General features: G+C 68.7%; 18 protein-coding genes, 1 tRNA gene and 1 other RNA gene. 5 read left to right on the top strand and 15 right to left on the bottom strand.

All coding sequences use genetic code 11. From position 1 onward, the window contains the following. Window positions 1-53 precede the first annotated feature (53 nt). Window positions 54-150, bottom strand: an RNA gene (gene ffs / locus CLV49_RS11310) — signal recognition particle sRNA small type. Window positions 151-348: 198 nt separating this feature from the next. Here ffs and CLV49_RS11305 point away from each other — a divergent pair. Both CLV49_RS11305 and CLV49_RS11300 read left to right on the top strand, forming a co-directional pair. Next, window positions 349-436: transfer RNA gene (locus CLV49_RS11305), tRNA-Ser, on the top strand. A gap of 257 nt (window positions 437-693) precedes the next feature. Next, window positions 694-1248, top strand: coding sequence for a hypothetical protein (locus CLV49_RS11300; RefSeq protein WP_106563637.1), 555 nt, complete (start codon window positions 694-696; stop codon window positions 1246-1248). A gap of 30 nt (window positions 1249-1278) precedes the next feature. On the opposite strand, the gene CLV49_RS11295 is transcribed toward CLV49_RS11300, so the two are convergent. The 8 genes from CLV49_RS11295 to CLV49_RS11260 form a co-directional block, all read right to left on the bottom strand. Then, on the bottom strand, window positions 1279-1902 hold the full coding sequence (locus CLV49_RS11295) for a GNAT family N-acetyltransferase (protein WP_158261960.1): 624 nt from the start codon (window positions 1900-1902) through the stop codon (window positions 1279-1281). Window positions 1903-1906: 4 nt separating this feature from the next. Further along, window positions 1907-3868, bottom strand: coding sequence for a helicase HerA-like domain-containing protein (locus tag CLV49_RS11290; RefSeq protein ID WP_106565041.1), 1962 nt, complete (start codon window positions 3866-3868; stop codon window positions 1907-1909). Between the two features lie 10 nt (window positions 3869-3878). Further along, window positions 3879-4988, bottom strand: coding sequence for an o-succinylbenzoate synthase (gene menC / locus CLV49_RS11285; RefSeq protein ID WP_106563635.1), 1110 nt, complete (start codon window positions 4986-4988; stop codon window positions 3879-3881). Beyond that, complete coding sequence (locus CLV49_RS11280; protein ID WP_106563634.1) at window positions 4985-5773, bottom strand: hypothetical protein; 789 nt, start codon at window positions 5771-5773, stop codon at window positions 4985-4987. The genes menC and CLV49_RS11280 overlap by 4 nt, the downstream gene beginning before the upstream one ends. Next, complete coding sequence (locus tag CLV49_RS11275) at window positions 5766-6410, bottom strand: phosphatase PAP2 family protein (protein ID WP_106563633.1); 645 nt, start codon at window positions 6408-6410, stop codon at window positions 5766-5768. The genes CLV49_RS11280 and CLV49_RS11275 overlap by 8 nt, the downstream gene beginning before the upstream one ends. 55 nt (window positions 6411-6465) lie before the next feature. Next, entirely contained in the window at window positions 6466-7692 is a 1227-nt protein-coding gene (locus CLV49_RS11270) for a multidrug effflux MFS transporter (protein WP_106563632.1), read from the bottom strand. 175 nt (window positions 7693-7867) lie between these two features. Next, on the bottom strand, window positions 7868-9049 hold the full coding sequence (locus CLV49_RS11265; protein ID WP_106563631.1) for a cystathionine gamma-synthase: 1182 nt from the start codon (window positions 9047-9049) through the stop codon (window positions 7868-7870). A 33-nt stretch (window positions 9050-9082) separates the two neighbouring features. Further along, window positions 9083-10447 (bottom strand): cystathionine beta-synthase, encoded by a 1365-nt coding sequence (locus tag CLV49_RS11260; protein ID WP_106563630.1) that lies wholly within the window; start codon window positions 10445-10447, stop codon window positions 9083-9085. A 279-nt stretch (window positions 10448-10726) separates the two neighbouring features. Between CLV49_RS11260 and CLV49_RS11255 the strand changes: the two genes are divergently transcribed. Further along, window positions 10727-11425 carry a thioredoxin-like domain-containing protein gene (locus CLV49_RS11255; protein ID WP_106563629.1) on the top strand — a complete coding sequence of 233 codons (699 nt, stop codon included), beginning with the start codon at window positions 10727-10729 and terminating at the stop codon, window positions 11423-11425. A gap of 5 nt (window positions 11426-11430) precedes the next feature. Next, window positions 11431-12192: a DUF305 domain-containing protein gene (locus CLV49_RS11250; protein WP_243696603.1), complete on the top strand. Its 762-nt coding sequence runs from the start codon at window positions 11431-11433 to the stop codon at window positions 12190-12192. Between the two features lie 41 nt (window positions 12193-12233). On the opposite strand, the gene CLV49_RS11245 is transcribed toward CLV49_RS11250, so the two are convergent. The 4 genes from CLV49_RS11245 to CLV49_RS11230 all read right to left on the bottom strand — a co-directional run bounded on the left by CLV49_RS11245 (window position 12234) and on the right by CLV49_RS11230 (window position 17836). After that, entirely contained in the window at window positions 12234-14090 is a 1857-nt protein-coding gene (locus tag CLV49_RS11245; protein WP_106563628.1) for an ABC transporter ATP-binding protein, read from the bottom strand. A gap of 183 nt (window positions 14091-14273) precedes the next feature. Further along, window positions 14274-15245 (bottom strand): carbohydrate ABC transporter permease, encoded by a 972-nt coding sequence (locus CLV49_RS11240; protein ID WP_106563627.1) that lies wholly within the window; start codon window positions 15243-15245, stop codon window positions 14274-14276. Then, window positions 15245-16378, bottom strand: a complete 1134-nt coding sequence (locus tag CLV49_RS11235; RefSeq protein ID WP_106563626.1) for a carbohydrate ABC transporter permease — start codon at window positions 16376-16378, stop codon at window positions 15245-15247. Before CLV49_RS11235 ends, CLV49_RS11240 begins: the two co-directional genes overlap by 1 nt. 129 nt (window positions 16379-16507) lie before the next feature. Then, window positions 16508-17836: an ABC transporter substrate-binding protein gene (locus tag CLV49_RS11230; RefSeq protein WP_106563625.1), complete on the bottom strand. Its 1329-nt coding sequence runs from the start codon at window positions 17834-17836 to the stop codon at window positions 16508-16510. A 327-nt stretch (window positions 17837-18163) separates the two neighbouring features. Here CLV49_RS11230 and CLV49_RS11225 point away from each other — a divergent pair, with 327 nt between their 5' ends. Beyond that, window positions 18164-19189, top strand: a complete 1026-nt coding sequence (locus CLV49_RS11225) for a LacI family DNA-binding transcriptional regulator (protein WP_106563624.1) — start codon at window positions 18164-18166, stop codon at window positions 19187-19189. A gap of 55 nt (window positions 19190-19244) precedes the next feature. Here CLV49_RS11225 and CLV49_RS11220 read toward each other — a convergent pair whose 3' ends face one another. After that, complete coding sequence (locus CLV49_RS11220; RefSeq protein WP_243696604.1) at window positions 19245-20489, bottom strand: MFS transporter; 1245 nt, start codon at window positions 20487-20489, stop codon at window positions 19245-19247. Next, window positions 20486-20950 (bottom strand): MarR family winged helix-turn-helix transcriptional regulator, encoded by a 465-nt coding sequence (locus tag CLV49_RS11215; RefSeq protein ID WP_243696605.1) that lies wholly within the window; start codon window positions 20948-20950, stop codon window positions 20486-20488. Before CLV49_RS11215 ends, CLV49_RS11220 begins: the two co-directional genes overlap by 4 nt. Window positions 20951-20966: the final 16 nt, after the last annotated feature.

The following is a 20966-nucleotide window of genomic DNA, read 5'->3' as shown; positions in this document are numbered from 1 at the left end:
TGGACGAGAGGTGAACCGGAGCGGCGGAGGGATCGGATCGGAGACGGAGAAACGAAAAGGACCCCCCGCGCACCCGCCAGAGCCCGGTTACCCTTGCTGCGTTTCCGCCCTGGGGGAGTTGGCCTGGATGGCGCCACGCGGGGAGCCGACCACCATCTTACAACGACCCGCCGTCGCCCCACTCCCCTCCCCCATGTCGAGCGATTGCGCCGAAACCGTGCGAGCGAGCGCCGCGAATCGGCGCGAACGCTCGACCTCGCGAGCTCGACCGCCCGACCGGGAACCGTGGCGCAGGGCACGTTCGCGACCCGGTAGGATGGTCCGGGTCGTGGTTCGCCGCGACTCTCAGGAGGATTCGCCTAGTGGCCTATGGCGCACGCTTGGAAAGCGTGTTGGGTGCAAGCCCTCGGGGGTTCGAATCCCCCATCCTCCGCCAGACAGAGAACCACCACTCCCCGGAGCCCGGCCATCGGCCGGGCTCTTTCTCTTGTGCATCGCGTTCTCCGGTGCATCGCATTTCCTGGTGCGTCGTGCTTTCTGGTGCCTCGTGGCGTCGCGTCGAACGATCCTCGTCACCTCCCGTGGCCCTCGCCCCGCCTCTCCCCCGAACGGGGGTCGAGTTGTCCTCCAAAAGGTGGATAGTGAAGACCCCTCAGAGTCGGGCAGACTGGGCAGCCGGGGGGAGAGGGAGCCATGCTGAACACCGTCGCGACGGACACGTCGATCACCGTTCACCTCCGTCGACGACTGCTCGGACAGGGGCTCGTGGCCGTCTTCTCGCTCACGGCGCCGATCCTCCTCGTCCTCTTCTGGCTCACGATCCCTGACGGCCCGTGGCCCGTGGTCGCTGCCGTCGCGATCATCGTCGTCGTCCTCGTCCTCTACGCGGTCGTGCAGTACTTCCGTATCGCCGTGATCGTCACGCCCACCCGCCTCGTCGAGCGCACCTTCATGTCGGGCACCCGCCGGATTCCCGTCGAGAAGGTGGCGCGCGCCGTCCTGCTCGACCTTCACCGCACGCTCGCCGCAGAGCCGCGCCGACAGCTCTTCGTCCTCGACGCCGACGGGCGCGTCCTCCTGCGGATGCGCGGGGACTTCTGGTCGACCCGCTCCATCCACGAGGTCGCGAGCCACCTCGTGACGGTGCCCGTCGAACACGTCGAGAACGCACTGACCCTCGACGAGCTGCAGCGGACGAACCCGCTCATGCTCTACTGGTTCGAACGACGGCCCACGCGCCTCGGCTGATCGCCGGCCACGAAGGCCCTCCGCTCCCGGTCACTCGGATCCGGCGTCTCCCGGCGATACGTCGCGAGCGTAGACGATCGAGTCCCCCGGCACGGTCCCGACATCGTCGAGCAGTGCCGTGAAGCCCGTCCGCTCGTAGAAGGCGATGGCGCCGTCGTTGGAGGCGGACACGACGAGGTGCACGCCCGTCACACCGCGCTCCCGAAGCACGACGACTGCCGCCTCGACGAGCCGCCGACCCGTGCCGGCTCCGCGTGCCTCCTCGAGCAGGTCGATGTGGAGATGCGCGGGATACCGCGCACGGTGGGAGACGAGCATCCGGTCGGGATCCGATGCTCCGCGGAAGAGCGACACGTCCGCGGGGGTCAGCGGCACCTTGGAACCGCTCACCCTCGGCCACCACTCCGAGACGAACCATCGCGCGAAGCCCTCGGTGTCCGTGGTGCCGATCAGGTATCCGACCACGTCGCCCGACTCCCCCAGGGCCACGACCCCGAAACCCGACGGGTGCTCGAGGTACGGCGTCGCATACACGTCGGCGAGGACGTCGTCGTCGAGGTAGTCCCCCGTGGCGTCGTCGCCCCCGCGTCCGGTCAGTCGGCAGATGCGCGCGACGGAGTCCCGGTCCGCCGCCGTGATCTCGCGGATCCTCACGCCGTCACCGCCGCCGCCTCGTGCCGAAGATGCCCTCGACCACACCCGTGAGGATCGTCTTCGTCGCCGACGAGCCGAGGACCTGCTCGAGCACGGACGTCGACGACGAGCGCGAGCTGGGACGCCGCGACGAGCCCGACGTCTTCTTGAGGAGCCGATCGTATTCTCGCCTGGCCTTCTCCTCTGCCGCGCGCGCGGCCTTGTCCATCGCGGCCTTCTGCTTCACGTACTCGGCCTCGGCCTTCGCTGCCTCCGCCTCGGCGTCGGCACGGCGCGTCTCCGCCGTCGCCGCCTCGAGGCGAGCAGTGAGCAGCTCACGAGCCGACTCGCGATCCACGGCCGTTCCGTATCGCGCGAGCAGCGGCGACGATGCGACCGCCGCCTGCATCGCCGGCTCCGGTGTCGGCGACATGAGGGCGAGCGGCGCGCGAAGCCGCGTCCAGGCCACCGGCGACGGCGCTCCCTTCTCGTTCATGACGGTCACCACCGCCTCACCCGTCCCGAGACTCGTGAGCACTTCGGCGAGGTCGTACGGGGACGTCGGATACGTCGAGACCGTCGCAGTGAGCGCCTTCGCGTCCTCCGGCGTGAACGCCCGCAGCTGGTGCTGGATGCGTGACCCGAGCTGCGCGAGCACGTCGGAGGGCAGATCCTTCGGCGTCTGCGTGACGAAGAAGATGCCGACGCCCTTCGATCGGATGAGGCGCACGGTGCGCACGACCTGCGCGAGGAAGTCCTTCGACGCATCGGCGAACAGCAGGTGGGCCTCATCGAAGAAGAACACGAGCTTCGGGCGATCGAGGTCACCCACCTCGGGAAGGTCGTTGAACAGGTCGGCGAGCAGCCACATGAGGAACGTCGAATACAGTTCCGGCTGGTCGGCGACGCCCGGCACCTCCAGCAGACTCACGATGCCTCGACCGTCCCCGCTCTGCCGGAGGAACTCGGCCGTGTCGATCTCGGGCTCCCCGAAGAACACGTCCGCTCCCCGGTCGGCGAAGGTGATCAGCTCGCGCAGGATGACGCCGGCCGTGGCCTTCGAGAGCCCGCCGAGGTCCGCGAGCTCGGCCTTCCCGTCGTCGCTCACGAGATACGTGAGGACGGCGCGGAGATCGGCGAGGTCGAGGAGCGGGAGCCCAGCGTCCTCCGCATAGTGGAAGACCAAACCGAGGCTCGACTCCTGAGTCGCATTGAGACCGAGCGCTTTGGACAGCAGCAGCGGTCCGAAGCCCGCGACGGTCGCCCGGATCGGCACACCGGCACCCCGTCCGCCGAGAGTGAAGAACTCGGTCGGGTACGAGGCCGGAGCCCACTCCTGGCCGATTCCCGCCGTGCGGGCGAGGAGCTTCTCGCTCGGCTCACCCGGAGTCGCGATGCCGGAGAGGTCGCCCTTGATGTCGGCGGCGAACACGGGGACACCCGCAGCCGACAGCTGCTCGAGGAGGACCTGGAGGGTGCGCGTCTTGCCTGTGCCCGTCGCCCCGGCGATGAGACCATGTCGGTTGGTCATCGAGATCGGGATGCGCACCTGCACCGACGGGACCGCGTCACCGTTCACCACGGCACCGAGTTCGAGGGCGGCTCCCGCCGTGGCGTACCCGGAGGAGATCGCGGCGAGCTCGTCCTCGTCCAGTGGTCCGTCCGTCGGCGTCGGCCCCGCAGCAGCGGCCGGAGCCGTCTGAGGAGTCGGAGCCGTCGGAGGGGTCGGAGCCGTCGGAGGGGTCGGAGCAGCGGTCGACGCCGTGGTCGCGAGCGTGTCAGCGGTCGCCTCCGACGACGCCGGCACCGGGGCGATCCCCGCGGCGGTGAGCGCCTCACGGGCCGCACGCGCGGCGTCCTCCGCGAGCCTCATCGCCTCATGCGCCGCGGCCTGTGCGCGTTCCGCGGCGGCCGCGAGCTCGTGCGCTCGCGCGTGCGCATCGGAGGAGGGGTCGGTCACGGGCACACCGTCGTCGGTCGCAGCCATGTCGGTCATCCTATGGTCGCGTGAGCACGAGCGGTTCGGCGATGGACCACCGTGTGAGGAGTTCCGTCCGCACCTCCACGCCGGATCCCGGTCCCGTCGGCACGTCGAGGTATCCGTCGTCGAGCACGAACGGCTCCGTGAGGTCCTCGGCGAAGTACCGTCCGGACGCACTCGTGTCGCCGGGGAGCACGAACCCGGGGAGCGCGGCGAGCGCCACGTTCATAGCGCGACCGACGCCGGTCTCGAGCATTCCGCCGCACCACACGGGCACGTCGAGGGAACGGCACGCGTCGTGGATCGACACGGCCTCGAGGTATCCGCCCACGCGACCCGGCTTGATGTTCACGATGCTCGTCGCGCCGCGCTCGATCGCGTCGATCGCGATGGCGGTCGACGTGATCGACTCGTCGAGGCACACGGGGGTCTCGATCGAGTCGGCCAGGAGCACGTGCGCGGCGATGTCCTCCTCCACGAAGGGCTGCTCGATCAGGAGCAGACCGTACTCGTCCAATCGGCGCAGGTGGTCGACGTGGTCGAGTGTGTAGGCGGTGTTCGCGTCCACCTGCAGCGGGAGCGTACCGATGCGTTCCCGCACCCGTGCGACGGGTTCGAGGTCCCAGCCCGGCTTGATCTTGAGTTTGATGCGCCGATACCCCTCCTCGACATAACCGTCGACCTCGGCGAGCAGGGTCTCGATGTCGGGGCTGATGCCCACGGAGACGCCGCATTCCACGCGGTCGCGCGCGGCTCCGAGTCGTTCGCCGAAGGAGGTGCCGGTCGAGCGGAGCTCGGCGTCGAGCACGGCAGCCTCGAGCGTCGCCTTCGCCATTCGATGACCGATCACGCCGGCGAAGAGGTCGTCGAGCGCATCGGCCGTCACGTCGGGGGCGCTCAGGAGGACGGGAGCGAGGAAGCGCTCGATCACGACGGCGCAACCGGCCACGTACTCCGAGCTGTAGTCGGGCGTGGTGCCCGCAACGCACTCGCCCCACCCGTCGACGCCATCCGCGATCACATGGGCGAGCAGCACCTCCCTCTCCGTCTGGCGTCCGAAGCTCGTCTCGAACGGCCGGACGAGCGGCATCCCGATCGTGTGCAGTTCGATGCGGTCGATCCTCATCGTGTCTCCTCCTCGTCGTCCGCGCCGTCAGCGCGGTCGAAGACGTATCCCGTTCCCGTGAACCGCACGGACGATCCCGCGCCGACGGCGTCGGCGATTCGTGTCCTGCTTCGCTCCCGGAGCAGCGCTGCGGCCGCCGGATCCGTTCGGCGCAGCGATTCGAAGTCGTCAGGAAGGGCGAGGTCGTCGCGTCGAGTCGGGATGGCGTCGAGACGCGCCGACCCCGAATACGCACGATCCACCTCTGGCGCGTCCAAACGCCAGCTCACCTCGAAGCGGTCGCTGCGATCCGTCCCGTTGATCGCGTCGTCGAGCACTCCGTAGAAGTCGGGGTGGAAGGCGACCACGTCGGCGCCGAGCTTCCACAGGTTGAAGCGCGCGTTGCGGCGGATGAGCGGATCGTAGGTCCACCGCACCTCGGTGATGCCGTGCTCGAGGCACTGTGCGCGCTGGGCGAGCTTGAGAGCGAGGCCGACGCCGCCGGACCGCAGTTGCGGCGCGACGGCCGTCATGTGCGAATGGACGTGGAGACCGCCGTGCCACCCCATGAACGAGAAGAGCGCACCGAGCACGGCGTCACCGCGCCGAGCGAGGAGCACGGGGTTGCCCGCATGCGCGATCGCCTGCAGCGTCGACGGGTCGGCCCCTCGACCCTCACCCCAGGTCGCGGAGAACATGTCGACGGTGGCCGCCGCCTCTCCCGGCGTCGACACCTCGACGATCTCCACGTCGGCGCGCGCCGCCGCCCGTTCGGCGGCCGAGTGCGCGGAGTCGAGATCAGCCACGGGATCGCCTCCCGAGGGGTTCCCGCCGCACGAGCGGCGCTGCGAGCGTCACCACCACGATCGCGACACCGGTGCCGACGAGCACTCCAGCCACCACATCGGTGGCCCAGTGGGCGCCGAGCAGCGTGCGCGACCACATCATGGCGAGGACGTAGACGACAGCGACGATGCGGATCCAGGCCGAGCGGATCAGCAGGAAGAACACCGTCGCCACGGCCGCCGCGTTCGAGGCATGGCCGGAGGGGAAGGAGCCGAAGTCGCTCTCCACGAGCATGTCCTCCGGTCGGTCCCGAGCGACCACCGACTTGAGCACCCGCGTGGCACCCCACGTCAGAGCGAGCGCGGCCACGAGCGTCACCGCGGACCCCGGCCGGCGAGCGACGAGCAGGACGAGTACGAGCACCGCCGGCACCACGAGGGTCGCGACGATCCCGCGACCGAGCAGGTTCAACCCGAGGGCGATCGTCACCGTCGCGGGCGAGCGCATCGCCGTCGCGATCGTGGACCACCAGGAGTCGAACGCGTTGGGCTCTGCGACGATCCCGGCAGCGATCAGCACTCCCCAGACGGCCGCCGCGGCGATGAGCGCGAGGCCGACCCCGACGAGGATGCCGGTGGAGCGTCTGCGCGGGGCCATCACCCCACGCTACCCGCCGTCGCGTCCGGGCGACGGCGGTATCGACGCGCGTCCGTCAGTTGCCGAGGGCCGGGACGGTCCGGGGACGGACGATGACCCAGATCGAGAAGACCGCGACGAGCGCCGTTCCGAGCATCACGGAGCCCATGGCCGTCGCCGAGATGCCGAGGACGCCGACGATCGGGGAGATCACCCCGGCGAGGCCGAAGTTGAGCGCGCCGAGCAGGGACGCGGCCGTGCCCGCTTCTTTCGCGTGGTTCGCGAGGCCGAGCACCTGCACGGCGGGGAACGAGAACCCGCACGCCATGATGTAGAAGAAGAGCGGGACGAGGATTCCGGGGAGTCCGGCATCGGTCTGCGCGAGGACGACGATCGTCGTCGCCGTCAGCACATGAACGGCCGTCGTGCAGGCGAGGATCCATTGCGGGCCATACCGACGCATCACGCGCGACGAGATCTGCACGCCGATCACGATGCCGATCGAGTTCACCGCGAAGAGCAGGCCGTACTGCTGCGCGTCGAGTCCGAACTGTTCCTGGAAGAGGAACGACGACGACGACAGGTAGGCGAAGAGCCCGGAGAAGGTCATGCCTCCGATGAGGGCGACGCCGATGTAGGCACGATCGCTGAAGAGCGCGCGGTAGCGCTGACCCATCGTGCTATGCCCGGCCTCCGCCCGGCGGGCCGGCGGGTGGGTCTCCACGATGAACAGGGCGACGGCCGTCACGACGAGAGCGCCGTACACGGCGAGGAAGACGAACAGTCCCCTCCAGTCCGTGAAGAGCAGCAGCTGCGAGCCGATGACGGGGGCGAGGATCGGCGCGAGCCCGTTGACGAGGGCGAGGCGGGAGAGCATGCGCACGAGCGGCTTTCCCCCGAAGAGGTCGCGCACCATCGCCATGGCGACGACGCCGCCAGCGGCCGCCCCCGCGCCTTGGAGGACGCGGAACACACCGAGCCAGACGATGTCGGGCGACAGGATCACGCCGATGGACGCGACGATGTGCACGCTCGTCGCGAGGAGGAGAGGAAGGCGTCGGCCGACCTTGTCGCTCCACGGCCCCATGAAGAGCTGGCCCACCGCGAATCCGACGGTCGTGCCGGTGAGTGTGAGCTGGATGAGGGCGGCGCTCACGTTGAGGTCGTCCTCGAGCACGGGGAAGGCCGGGAGGTAAAGGTCGATGGTGAACGGACCGAGCGCGGTGAGGGCGCCGAGAACGAGGATGTACACGACGCGCTGTCGGCGGGACAGCGAATCGCCGGGGTGAACGACGGTCGTCACGAAACGGCTTTCAGGCAGGAGGCGGAGGGGAGCGGATCGAGCGACGCGCCACGTCAGGGCCCGAGGGAGTCGCTGCTCGTTCCCAGTGTATCGAATCGTTTCGAGTCGCAACCAGCCCCTGCACCGATCCGGTCGCCCGGGAGGTCGTCGGACGGGCTGCGGGAGCCCGCTCGGGTCAGCGCTGCTTGACCGCGCGGGCGAGGGCTCGGTCGACGTCGGCGATCAGCTCGTCGCCGTCCTCGAGGCCCACGGACAGTCGCACGACGTTCTCGGGCACGGCGAGCTCGGTTCCCGCGACCGACGCGTGGGTCATGAGCGACGGGTAGTTCACGAGGGACTCCACTCCCCCGAGCGACTCCGCGAGCTGGAACAGACGGGTCTTCTCGGCGAACCGCCGAGCGACCCGCTCGCCGCCAACGACCGCGATCGAGAGCATCCCGCCGAACCGCGACATCTGCGCGGCCGCGAGCGCGTGACCCGGGTGCGAGGCGAGGCCGGGGTAGTACACCGTCTCGATCGCCGGGTGCCCGTCGAGGAACTCGGCGAGGCGACCCGCGTTCTCCGAGTGGCGCTGCATGCGCACGTCGAGCGTCTTGATCCCGCGAGTGGTGAGCCACGCCTCCATCGGGGCGGCGATGGCGCCGGCCGCGAACTGCAGGAAGCGCACCTTCTCCTCGAGCTCGTCGTCGTCCAGAACGAGGGCCCCGCCGATGACGTCGGAGTGGCCTCCGATGTACTTCGTCGTGGAGTGCACGACGACGTCGGCGCCGAGGCCGAGCGGGCGCTGCAGCGCCGGTGACGCGAACGTGTTGTCGACGACGGCGAGAACACCCGCGGCGCGGGCGATCTCCGTGAGCTCGGCGATGTCGCTCACCTTCATGAGCGGGTTCGAGGGCGTCTCCACCCACAGCACCTTCGTCTCGGGGCGGATCGCCTTCTGCACGGCGCGCAGGTCACCCAGGTCGACGACGGTGTGCTCGACGCCCCAGGCGCCGAAGATCCGGCTGACGAGCCGGTAGGTGCCTCCGTAGACGTCGTTGCCGATCACGATGTGGTCGCCCGGGCGGACCACGGCACGCAGGAGCGCGTCCTCGGCTGCGAGGCCCGACGAGAAGGCGAGGCCGTGCGCTCCGCCCTCGAGCGCGGCGAGTTGCTTCTCGAGCGCCGTACGGGTGGGGTTCGCGCTGCGGCCGTACTCGTACCCGCCGCGCAGTCCGCCGATCCCGTCCTGCACGAACGTGGACGACTGGAAGATCGGGGGGATGACGGCGCCCGTGGTGCGGTCGTGCTCCTGACCGGCGTGGATGGCGCGCGTCGCGAAAGCGGCGGTCGTGCGGGAGGTGGTCTTCTTCGCCATGACGATCCTTCGGGGTGTCTGGTGCCGGTGCCTCTACTCGCCGAGGAAGGCGAGGAGGTCGTGACGGGTGATGACGGCGTGCGGCTTGCCGTCGAGGGTGACGAGGAGGGCGTCGGAGGTCGCGAGCGCCGCGCGCACGGCCGCGATCGATTCACCCGAGCCGATCATGGGGAGCGGCTCGGAGACGACCGTCGCCACCGTGTCCGACATCTTGGTCTCACCCGAGAAGACGCTCTCGAGGAGCGACCGCTCGGACACCGCCCCGATGACCTCTCCCATGACGACGGGCGGTTCGGCCGTGAGCACAGGCAACTGGCTGACGCCGAACTCGCTCATGACCGCGATCGCGTCGCGCACCGTGTCGATGGGGTGGGCGTGGACGAGCGCGGGGATCGCGCCGCCCTTGGCCGACACGACGTCGGCCACCGTCGCGTCGGCGGCCTCCTCGAGGAAGCCGTACGAGCGCATCCACTTGTCGTTGAAGATCTTGGCGAGGTAGCCGCGCCCGCCGTCGGGCAGGAGCACGACGACGACGGCGTCGGCCGGGAGGTCGCGCGCCGCTCGGAGAGCGGCCACCACGGCCATGCCGCTCGATCCGCCGACGAGCAGACCCTCCTCGCGAGCGAGGCGGCGCGTCATCTCGAAGGACTCGGCGTCCGTGACGGGGATGACCTCGTCGACCACCGTGGGGTCGTACGCGCTCGGCCAGAAGTCCTCACCGACACCCTCGACGAGGTAGGGGCGCCCCGTCCCGCCCGAGTACACGCTGCCCTCGGGATCGGCACCGATGATGCGGACGGAATCTCCCGCGACCTCGCGCAGGTAGCGCCCCGTGCCGGAGATCGTGCCACCGGTACCGACTCCGGCGACGAAGTGGGTGAGCTTGCCCTCGGTGTCGCGCCAGATCTCGGGACCCGTGGTCTCGTAGTGGCTGCGCGGGCCGTTGGGATTCGCGTACTGGTTGGGCTTGAAGGCCCCGGGGATCTCGGCCGTGAGCCGGTCGGAGACGCTGTAGTACGACTCGGGGTGGTCGGGGGCGACGGCCGTCGGGGTCATCACGATCTCGGCACCATAGGCCGTGAGGACGTTGCGCTTGTCCTCGCCCACCTTGTCGGGCAGCACGAAGACGCACTTGTAGCCGCGCTGCTGGGCCACGAGTGCGAGGCCGACGCCGGTGTTGCCCGAGGTGGGTTCGACGATCGTCCCACCGGGGCGGAGCTTCCCCTCGGCCTCCGCCGCGTCGATGATCCGGCTCGCGATGCGGTCCTTCGCTGAACCACCGGGGTTCATGTACTCGACCTTCGCGAGCACCGTCGCGGCGATGCCGTCGGTGACCGAGTTGAGCTGGACGAGCGGGGTGTTCCCCACGAGGTCGAGGATCGTGCGTGCGTACTTCATCTGATGTGTCCTTGGTCTCTGCCTTCGCAGGAGCCGCTCGCTCGAGCACTGCCTGCATCTGCACTCATGGGTGCCCTGTCATGTGATGCGCCCTCGCCCGGGCAGGGTCGTTCGACGTGACTAACGACAGCGACAACAGGTGAAGGAGGACGACACGCCTCCACTCTAGACGAGACGCCCGGCGCTCGCCTGCGCGATCCCTCGCGTCCATTCAAGGGAATACACAGCGCCATCCCCTAGTTTTGTTGATGACGAGTGACCAGAGACCGAGAGGCCCCCGTGACCCCCAAGCAACAGCCGCCCAGCTCGCCCCTCCCCCCGGGAGTGAAGAAGCAGAGTGTGAAGGAGCAGCGAGCGGCCCAGCGCCTCGAGAAGGTCGAGGCGTACAAGAAGGAGCAGGCCCGCAAGGCGCGCAACCGCCGCATCGGCATCTGGTCGGCCGTCGTCGGAAGCCTCGCGGTCGTCGCGCTCGTCGTGACGACGATCGTCCTCACGGCCCCGACGAGTACGTCGTACACCGCCGGAGGTACAGGCGCCGAGATCGAGGGCGTGCAGACCTTCGACAACACCGCAGGCCACGTCGAGGGCGCCGTCACCTATGCGCAGACGCCTCCGGCGGGCGGCGAGCACAACCCGTACTGGCTCAACTGCGGCATCTACACGGAGCAGCCGGCGAGCGAGAACGCCGTCCACTCTCTCGAGCACGGGGCGATCTGGGTCACGTACAACCCGTCGATGAGCGACGCCGACGTCGAGACGCTGCGCTCGAAGCTTCCCTCGACGTACGTCATCCTCTCCCCCTTCGAGGGACTCCCGAGCGAGGTCGTCCTGAGCGGGTGGAACGTGCAGCTCCAGGTCGACTCGGTCGATGACGAGCGCATCGGCGAGTTCATGGAGGAGTACTGGCGCAGCAACGACGTGCCGGAGCCCGGCGCGTCCTGCACGGGCGCCGTCGACGGCCCCGGGAAGGTGAGCTGACCCGAGTGACCACCGACGGGACGACCGGGGTCGGTCGAACGGACATCGACGACGACATGGACACCGACGACCGTGAGGACGGCCGCGCGCGACCGACGCGCCGCCGCTCCCCCATCGCGGTCACGGTCGTCGCGGTGCTCGTCGTGCTCGTCGTCGCCGCCGTCTCGTTCTCCGTCGGTCGCCTGTCGACGCTCGGCGAGGCCACGCCGACCGACACGAGTGCCGAGGCGGGCTTCTCCCGCGACATGCAGACGCACCACAACCAGGGTGTCGAGCTCGCGTTCATCGTGCGCGATCTGTCCGACGCCGAGGACGTCCGCACCCTCGCGTACGACATCGCGACCACGCAGGCGACGCAGTCCGGCATGATGTACGGCTGGCTCCAGGAGTGGGGCCTGTCTCAAGCGGGCTCGGAGCCGTCGATGACGTGGATGACGCGCCCTGCGCTCGACGGCGCGACAGGGCACGACCACACGGCGGATCCCACGGCCCACGAGCCGGGGTCGCCGATGCCCGGCCTCGCGACGGACGAGCAGATCGCCACGCTCAAGGGGCTCTCGGGCGAGGACGCCGAGATCTACTTCCTCCAGCTCATGATCGCGCACCACAAGGGAGCCATCGAGATGGCCGACGCGGTCCTCGTCCGGAGCACCAACTCCACGGTGACGACCTTCGCGAACGGCGTCGTCTCGAGCCAGCAGTCGGAGATCGATCTCATGGAGTCGATGCTCGCCGACCGCGGGGCGACGGACGAGATCCCTTCCTGACCGCCCCGGCCTCGCGCTGAACCCCCGAGCCGCGCGAGGTGTCAGAGCGCACCCGTTCGCTGTTCCGCGTGCATGCGTGCGTAGATGCCGCCGAGCGCGAGCAGTTCTGCGTGGGTCCCGCGTTCCGCGATGCGGCCGGCGTCGACGACCATGATCACGTCGGCATCGACGATCGTCGAGAGCCGATGCGCGATGGCGATCGTCGTCCGTCCCGCCGACGCCGCTTCGAGGGCGTGCTGCACGACACGCTCCGAGATCGAGTCGAGAGCGCTCGTCGCCTCGTCGAGAACGAGCACCGCCGGGTCCTTGAGGAGCACGCGCGCGATCGCGATGCGCTGCTTCTCGCCCCCCGAGAGGCGGTAGCCCCTCTCGCCGACGATCGTGTCGTACCCGTCGGGGAACGACTCGATCGTCTGGTGGATGTTCGCGGCGATCGCGGCTGCCCTGAGTTCCTCGTCGGTCGCCTCGGGCCGCGCGTACCGGAGGTTCTCGGCGATCGTCGCGTGGAACAGCGACGTCTCCTGCGACACGATCCCGATGTGCGACACGAGGGAGTCCTGCGTCAGGTCGCGCACGTCGGCGCCCGCGAACGACACGCTGCCGCTCACGGCGTCGTAGAACCGGGGCACGAGGTAGGAGACGGTCGTCTTCCCCGCGCCGCTCGGCCCCACGAACGCGGCGAACTGCCCTGGCTCGATCCGGAACGAGACACCGTCGAGCGTGGGACGCGAGTCGTCAGCGGCGTCGGGGTACCGGAAGGACACGTCGGAGAACTCGACGAGGCCGAGCGGTCCGGGAGCCTCCTCCACAGAGATCGCGTCCGGCTTGTCCGTCACGCGGGGCTTCAGGTCGAGGTACTCGAAGATGCGGGCGAACAGGGCCCCGGAGGTCTGCACGTCGAGGCCGACACGCATGAGCGCCATGAGAGGGAACAGCAACCGCGACTGCACCGTCGTGAAGGCGACGATCGTCCCGGCCGTGACCCCGGTGCTCCCGCCGACGATGAGCCACCCGGACACGAGGTACACGATCGCGGGGATCGACGAGAGGAAGACGCTCACCATCGCGAAGAACCACTGCCCGCTCATCGCCTGACGGACCTGCAGCGTGATCTGCGTGTCGTTCGCCCCGCGATACCGGTCGATCTCGCTCTGCTGCCGGTTGAAGCTCTTCGACAGGAGGATCCCCGAGACGCCGAGCGTCTCCTGCGTGATCGCCGTCATGTCGGAGAGCGACTCCTGCGTCTGGGTCGCGATCCGGGCGCGCACCTGGCCCACCCGCCGCTGGGCGGCGACGAGGGCCGGCATGAGGACGAGCGCGACGATCGTCAGACGCCAGTCGATGAGGAGCATCGCGACGACCGCAGCGAGGACGTTCACCGTGTTGCCGAGCACACTCGACACGGTGTTGGTGAGGACGCTCGCCACACCGCCCACGTCGTTCTGAAGGCGGGACTGGATGATCCCGGTCTTCGTGTGGGTGAAGAAGCTGAGCTCCATCGACTGCAGCTTGCTGAAGAGTTCGACGCGCAGCCTGCCCATCACGCGATTGCCGACGGTCGCCGTGAGGTAGGTCTGCCAGACCCCGAGGCCGCTCGTCGCCACGTAGAGCACGATCATGATGACGACGATGCGCGAGAGCGCCGCCAGATCGGGGCCGCCGGTCTCCGGGAACAGTCCGACGTCGAACGCCTGCTCCACGAGCAGCGGCGGGATCACGGAGAGTCCGGCTGCGACCACCACGAGCACGGCGGTGACGATGAGCTGCGACCGGTACGGGCGGAAGAGTCCGCTGATGCGGCGGAACAGCCCGGGGATCCTCGGCGACTCGGCGTTCAGAGCGCGTTGCATCGACTCGTCGCTCGCGCTCACCCGGGCGCGAGGCCCGCCGCCCCGCATACTCATACGCTCACATTACGTCTCGCGCGGCACCGCTCCGGCCGGTTGCGCGCTCAGCGGACGCGGAGCGATCCGGCACCTCCGAACACGGCCGACGGAACGGCGGACGGCGCGGCGGAGACGACGAACGGCGGCGGACCCCATCGTCCGCCGCCGTCGCTCTCCCCCGCTCGGGAGCCGGGATCAGCCCTTCGTGGACCCGGCCAAGAGTCCCCGGACGAAGTACCGCTGCAGGCTGAAGAACACGATGAGCGGAACCAGGATGGAGATGAACGCACCCGCCGTGAGGAGGTGCCAGTCCTGACCACGGCTACCGGTGATCTCGGCGAGGAGCTTCGTCATCGGGGCCACGGCACCGTCGGCGAAGATCAACGCCACGAGCAGGTCGTTCCACACCCACAGGAACTGGAAGATCGCGAACGACGCGATCGCCGGCATCGTGAGCGGCAGGACGATCCGGAAGAAGATCTGACCGTGACCGGCCCCGTCGACTCGCGCCGCCTCGATGACCTCACCCGGGATCTCCGCGATGAAGTTGTGGAGGAGGAAGATCGCGAGAGGCAGGGCGAAGATCGAGTGGGCGATCCACACCTGCGCGTACCCCGACTGACCGAGCGCCGCGATGACCGGGAAACCGAAGATCTCGCCGCGCGAGAACAGCTGCAGCAACGGAACGAGCGCCATCTGGATGGGGACGATCTGCAGCGCGAAGACCCCGATGAAGAGGACGTTCTTGCCGCGGAAGTTCATCCACGCGAAGGCGTACGCCGCGAGCGACGCGATGACGAGCGGGATGGCCGTCGCCGGGAGCGTGATCGCGATCGAGTTGATGAACGCGTCGGCGAGCGTCAGCTGGCTGTTGCCGGATCCGAGGACCGTGACGTAGTTGTCGATCGTGAGCCCGAAGTTGCTGAAGATCGTCCACCATCCGGTGGTGCGGACCTCGTTGGCCGGGCGGAACGACGAGACGAACAGTCCGAAGGTGGGGATCGTCCAGAGGATCGCGATCACGAGGGCGGCGATGGTCGCTCCGCGGGACGTGAGTCGACGCTTCGCCCCCTTCGCGAAACCGGTCTCGGCACGACGCTCGCCCCGGGCGAGGACCTTCTTCTGCTCCGCGTCGACGGGCAGGTCGATGGGGGTGACGGCACTCATCAGCGGATCTCCCTCTGCTTCTTGATCTGCCTCGCGTTGTACACGACGATCGGCAGCACGAGGAGGAACAGCACGACGGCGAACGCCGCCGACCGCCCCTGCTCGAAGTTCTTGAACTGGGTGTACATCTCGTTCGCGATGACGGATGTGTTGTTCGCACCGGCGGTCATCGTCCTGACGATGTCGAAGACCTTCAGCGAGGCGATCGAGATGGTCGTGAGGACCACGACGAGCGACGAGCGGATGCCCGGGACCGTCACGTTGATGAAGCGCTGCCACGCGTTGGTGCCGTCGAGTTCGGCTGCCTCCATCTGCTCGGCCGGAACGCCCTTGATCGCGGCGGAGAGCACCACCATCGCGAAACCGGTCTGGACCCAGATGAGCACGACGATGAGCGCGATCGTGTTCCACGGGTCGACCGCGAGGAACGTGACGGGCTGTCCGCCGAAGAGCACGATGATCTGGTTGAGCAGACCGATCTGCTGTTCGCCGGCCGGACGGGCCGTGTAGACGAAGCGCCAGATGATCGACGCTCCCACGAACGAGATGGCCATTGGCATGAACACGAGGATCTTGAAGTACTTCTCACCGCGCGACTTGTCGATGAAGACCGCATAGGCGAGGCCAGCGATGGTCGAGACCACGGGGGCGATGAGCACCCACACGATGGTGTTGAGAACCGTGCGGACGGCCTGCGGCTGGGTGAAGATCCACACGAAGTTGTCCAAGCCGACGAAGGTGTCGCCTCGCGCGTTCAAGAACGCCTGGATCGTGGTCTGGATGGTCGGGACCACCAGTCCGATGATGAGCAGGACGATCGCGGGCGCGAGGAAGCCGACGAGCTGGAAGAGGTAGCCGGCGCCTTCGGACGAGCGGTAGTCGAGCCAGAAGAAGAGGACGCCGAGGACACCCGCCGCGATGATCGCGATGGTGTACGACTCGAGGGCCGCGAGGATCAGGAGGGGGATGAGCACGCACGCGGCGAGCCGCAGGATCGTGTACACCCGACCGCGACGCGGCGCGATCTCGATGAAGAAGATCAGGACTCCGACCAGGGCGACGAACGCCGCGATGATGATCGGGACTTGCGCGAGGGCTGGCAGGGTGCTCAGCCACAGAAGGAAGGTCGACATGGACGCCTCTCGAGTGCGACGGTGGACTCAGGATGCTCACCATACGCGTGGTCCGGGTCGCGTGTGGTGGGGCTGGGGAGAAGGGCCGCCGGGACGAATGTCCCGACGGCCCTTCTCACCTGATGCTGCTTAGCCGTCCGACGGCCAGCCGGCCTCGATCTGCTCGAGGACCGTGTCGGTGTCGGTTCCGTTGATCCAGTCGATCATGCCCTTCCAGAACGTGCCGGCACCGACGGCGCTCGGCATGAGGTCGGACGCGTCGAAGCGGAACGTGGTCTCGGGGTCCTGGAGGATCTCGATGGCCTGCGTGAGGATTCCGCTGGAGGCGTTGGCCGGGTCGAGACCCGTGTTGGCGGAGATGACGCCGCCGAGCTTCACGCGGCTGTTCGCCCACTCGGGGCTCGACAGGTACTCCTGGACCTTGACGGTCTCCTCGTCGTCGCTGAAGGCGCCGACGATCTCGCCACCACCCGTGACAGCGTTACCCGAACCGTCGATCGACGGGGTCACGAAGGCCCAGATGTCGCCGTCCTCTGCCACGGTCGCGCCGGCGTCCGTGATGAAGCCGTCGAAGAACGACGCCTGGTGGTGCAGGGCGCACGTACCGTCGGCGAGGGCGCCGGCCGGGTCGCCGAACGGCGTGGTGTTGATCGAGGCGACGTCACCGAAGCCCGCGTTCACGTAGTCCGGGTTCTTGAGGATCTCGCCGACAGCCTCGAAGGCTTCCTTGATCTGCGGGTCGGTGAAGGGGATCTCGTTGGCCACCCACTGGTCGTAGACGTCCGCACCGGCCTGGCGCAGGACCAGGTCCTCCACCCAGTCGGTTCCGGGCCAACCCGTGGCGGCGTCGGAGCCGAAGCCCGCGCACCAGGGCGCCTCGCCCGTGCTCTGCTGGATCGTCGCCGTGAGGTCGAGGAGCTCCTGGTAGGTCGTGGGGACCTCCCAGCCGTTCTCCTCGAACTGCGACGGGGAGTACCAGACGAAGCCCTTGACGCTCGCCATGAGCGGCGCGCCGTAGACGACGTCGTCGACGGTGCCGTACGCCTTCCAGTCGGTCGACCAGTACTCGTCGATGTTCGACACCACGGACTCGGGTGCTTCCTTCAGGTAGCCGCGCGTCGCGAGGTCTCCCATGAGACCGGGCTGCGGGAAGATCGCGATGTCGGGAGCGTTGCCGCCCTGCGCGCGAACGGAGATCTGCGTCTCGAACTCCTTGGAGGACTCGTAGACAATGTCGATGTCGTTCTCTTCTTCCCAGGTCTTCCAGGATTCCTCGAGAAGCTCGGCCTCTGTGTCGGCGATGGTGCCGTAGACGGTCACCTTGCCGTCGGCCTCGCCCGCGCCGCCGCCCGATCCGGGTCCGCCGCCAGGACCGCCGGAGCAGGCTGTGAGGGCCAGGCCCATCACGCCGATCGCGGCGATGGGTGCGAGAACTCGCCCCCGTGAAGTGATTCGCATCAAGTTCCTCCTCGTTGAGTGTGTGCGCCGCGGCGCACATGCTGCCGCGGGCTCGGGTCGATCACCGACAAATCGGGAACCGGTTCCATGCACACGTTATGGCACGCCAGAGGGATGCACAACTCGTGAAGATCACGAAACGATATACCTGTGCTCACAGGGTGAGAGCGCTCTCATGAACTCACATACCACAATCCCGCCGCCGACCAGGCGAAACAATGAGAGCGCTCTCACGATGCAACGGGCACGGCGATAGGGAACCGTTTCCATTTCGTGATGAACGTGCGTTAGCCTCGGGTTGCCGACCCAAGGGAGGGATGCGCTGCCATGAGTGGAATCGCCGACGTCGCGGCGCTCGCCGGCGTCTCGAAGTCCACGGCGAGCCGTGCGCTCACCGGCGGCGGCTACGTCTCGGAGGGCACCCGCCAACGCGTCATCGACGCTGCTCGTGTCATCGGCTACGTCGCGTCCCCCAACGCGGCCAGTCTGGTCACGGGGCGCACGAAGAACGTCGGTGTCATCATCCCGTTCGTGAACCGGTGGTACTTCGGCGAGGTCCTCGAGGGTCTCGAGGACGCGCTCCTCGCGTGCGACTACGACCTCACCCTCTACAACGTCCGGCCGGGCTCCGCCTCTCGTGCGCGCATCTTCGAGCACTTCCTCGCCCGGAAGAGGTTCGACGGGATCATCACGATCGGGATAGAACCGTCTCCCGACGAACTCGAGCGCCTCGTCTCCCTCGATCGGCCGGTCGTCGCGCTCGGAGGACAGCTTCCGGGCATCACTTCGGTGTCGATCGACGACGTCGCCGTCTCACGACTCGCGACGGAGCACCTCATCGGGCTCGGACACTCCCGGATCGTCCACATCGGCGGGGAGCGCACGGACGATCTGACGACCTCGGTGCACGGACGTCGCCTCGCGGGGTACATCGAGGCCATGGAGAATGCGGGCCTCGGCGAACACGTCCTCTACGTGCCGAGCGACATGTCGGTCCCCGGGGGATACGCGGCCGGCGTGCAGGTGATCGGTGATCCGCGGACACGTCCGACGGCGATCTCCGCCGCGTCGGACGAGGTGGCCGTCGGCACGATCGTCGCCGCTCGACGGACCGGCGTCGGCGTGCCGAGCGACCTCAGCGTCGTCGGCGTGGACGGCCACGAGTACGCGGAGATGTTCTCCCTCACGACCGTCGAGCAGTCACCTCGGGATCAGGGCACTGCGATCGTCGAACTCCTCATGGGAGTCCTCTCGGGAGGTCCTCACGAGACCGAGGTCCTGCTGCACCCGACGCGCCTCGTGGTGCGCAGCTCCACCGCGCCCCCGCGCGGTGACGGGGCGAACCCCTCCTGATGTGAGCGATCCCCCGACGCAGGGCGCCGAGGGATCGCGAGCGGTGGCCGATGACTCAGGCGTCACCGGCACCGACGGCCTGCGCCTCCTCGACCGGATCGACGATCGGTGAGTCCACGCGGCCGAGCACCCGTCGACCGACGAGGAGCACGACGAGGGCGAGGACGGCCGAACCCGCGGCCGTCGCGTACGGCGCCGGGGTCCCGAAGTGCCGGGCGAGCTCCGCCGCCGCCGGCGGGGCGACCGCTCCGCCGAGGAAGCGCACGGCCGAGTACGCCGACGATGCGACCGTGCGGGGCAGGTCCGTCGCCTCCATGACGGCCTCCGTCAGCACGGTGTTGATGACGCCGAGGATCAGACCACCCACGACCACGCACACGATGATTCCCGTGAGCGAACCGGACAGGACGGCGATCGCCGCGAGGTCGGCTGCGAGCAGCACGAACCCGCCGGCCAACACCGAGGTGCGGCGCAGCCGCTTCGTGAGGACGGGAGCGACGGCGACGCTCGTCACCGCGAGGGCCACACCCCAGCCGAAGAACACGAGCCCGAGGGTGAACGCGTCGTCGATCCCCAAGGCCTCGAGGGCGAAGGGCGTGTACGCCAGCAGGACGAAGAACGCGATGTTGTAGAACAGGGCTGTCACGGCCAGGACCGCGAGCGCCGGAACGGTGAGCGCTCGGAACGGGGCGGAGAGGGGTTGAGGCGTCGGCCGCGCGCCGTCCGTCCGAAGGAGCGTCACGATGGCGATGAATCCGATGGCCATGAGCGCGGCCGCGCCGAAGAACGGGCCGCGCCAGCTGACGGAACCGAGCAGGCCGCCCACGAGCGGGCCGATCGCGATGCCGAGTCCGAGGGCCGCTTCGTAGAGCACGATGGCCGCGCCTGTGCCGCCCGCGGTCGCCCCGACGATCGTGGCGAGCGCCGTGGAGATGAAGAGCGCGTTCCCGAGCCCCCAGCCTGCCCGGAAGCCGATGACGGCCTCCACCGAGTTCGACGCCCCGGCTGCGATCGCGAACACGACGATGAGGGCGAGACCGAGGAGGAGTGTGCGCTTCGCTCCGATCCGGCTCGACAGCCAGCTCGTCACGAGCATGGCGAGCCCTGTGATGAGCAGGTAGCTCGTGAACAGGAGGGATGTCTGCGTCGCGGTCGCGTCGAGATCCGCGGCGATCGCCGGGAGGATCGGATCGACGAGACCGATGCCCATGAACGCCACGACGCACGCGAACGCGACGGCCCAGACGCTGCGGGGCTGCCGGATCAGTTCGCGGAAACCCCCATTCAGCGCGCCGCTCACGCGATCGCCCCCTCGAGAGCTGAGGGGTCGGCGACAGACGCGCGCTCGTCGAGGACCTCGATGCTGCGCCGCAGCGCGGCACGGTCGGCCGGCGGCAGGTCGTGGAAGTACGGCAGGAGGGCCGCTGCGAGGGTGTCGCGCCACTCGTCGAGTGCCGCTTCGCCCTTCGGCGTCGTGGCGATGAGCCAGGCTCGCTTGTCCTCGACGTCCACGATGCGCTTGATCCAGTCGAGGTCATCGAGACCGCGGACGATCTTCGTCATGGTGGGCTGCGTGACGCGGCTGAGTCGCGCCAGGTCGCCCAGCCGGATCGGGCCGTATGCGCGCAGTGCGCTGAGGGTGCGCCAGACGGCGGGAGAGCGGGAGTCGTCCGTCGCGGTGGCGGCGAGGCGAGTGACGCGGTGGGCGCTCGAGACGAGTTCGCCGAGCAGGTTCTTGAGGTCGTTGATGTCTTCACTCACTGACCCAATTATACAT

Source organism: Labedella gwakjiensis, from assembly GCF_003014675.1.
In the GTDB taxonomy this organism is placed as follows: domain Bacteria; phylum Actinomycetota; class Actinomycetes; order Actinomycetales; family Microbacteriaceae; genus Labedella; species Labedella gwakjiensis.
The sequence above is the reverse complement of the archived record's forward strand: the minus strand, read 5'-3'. Positions and strand labels throughout refer to the sequence as shown.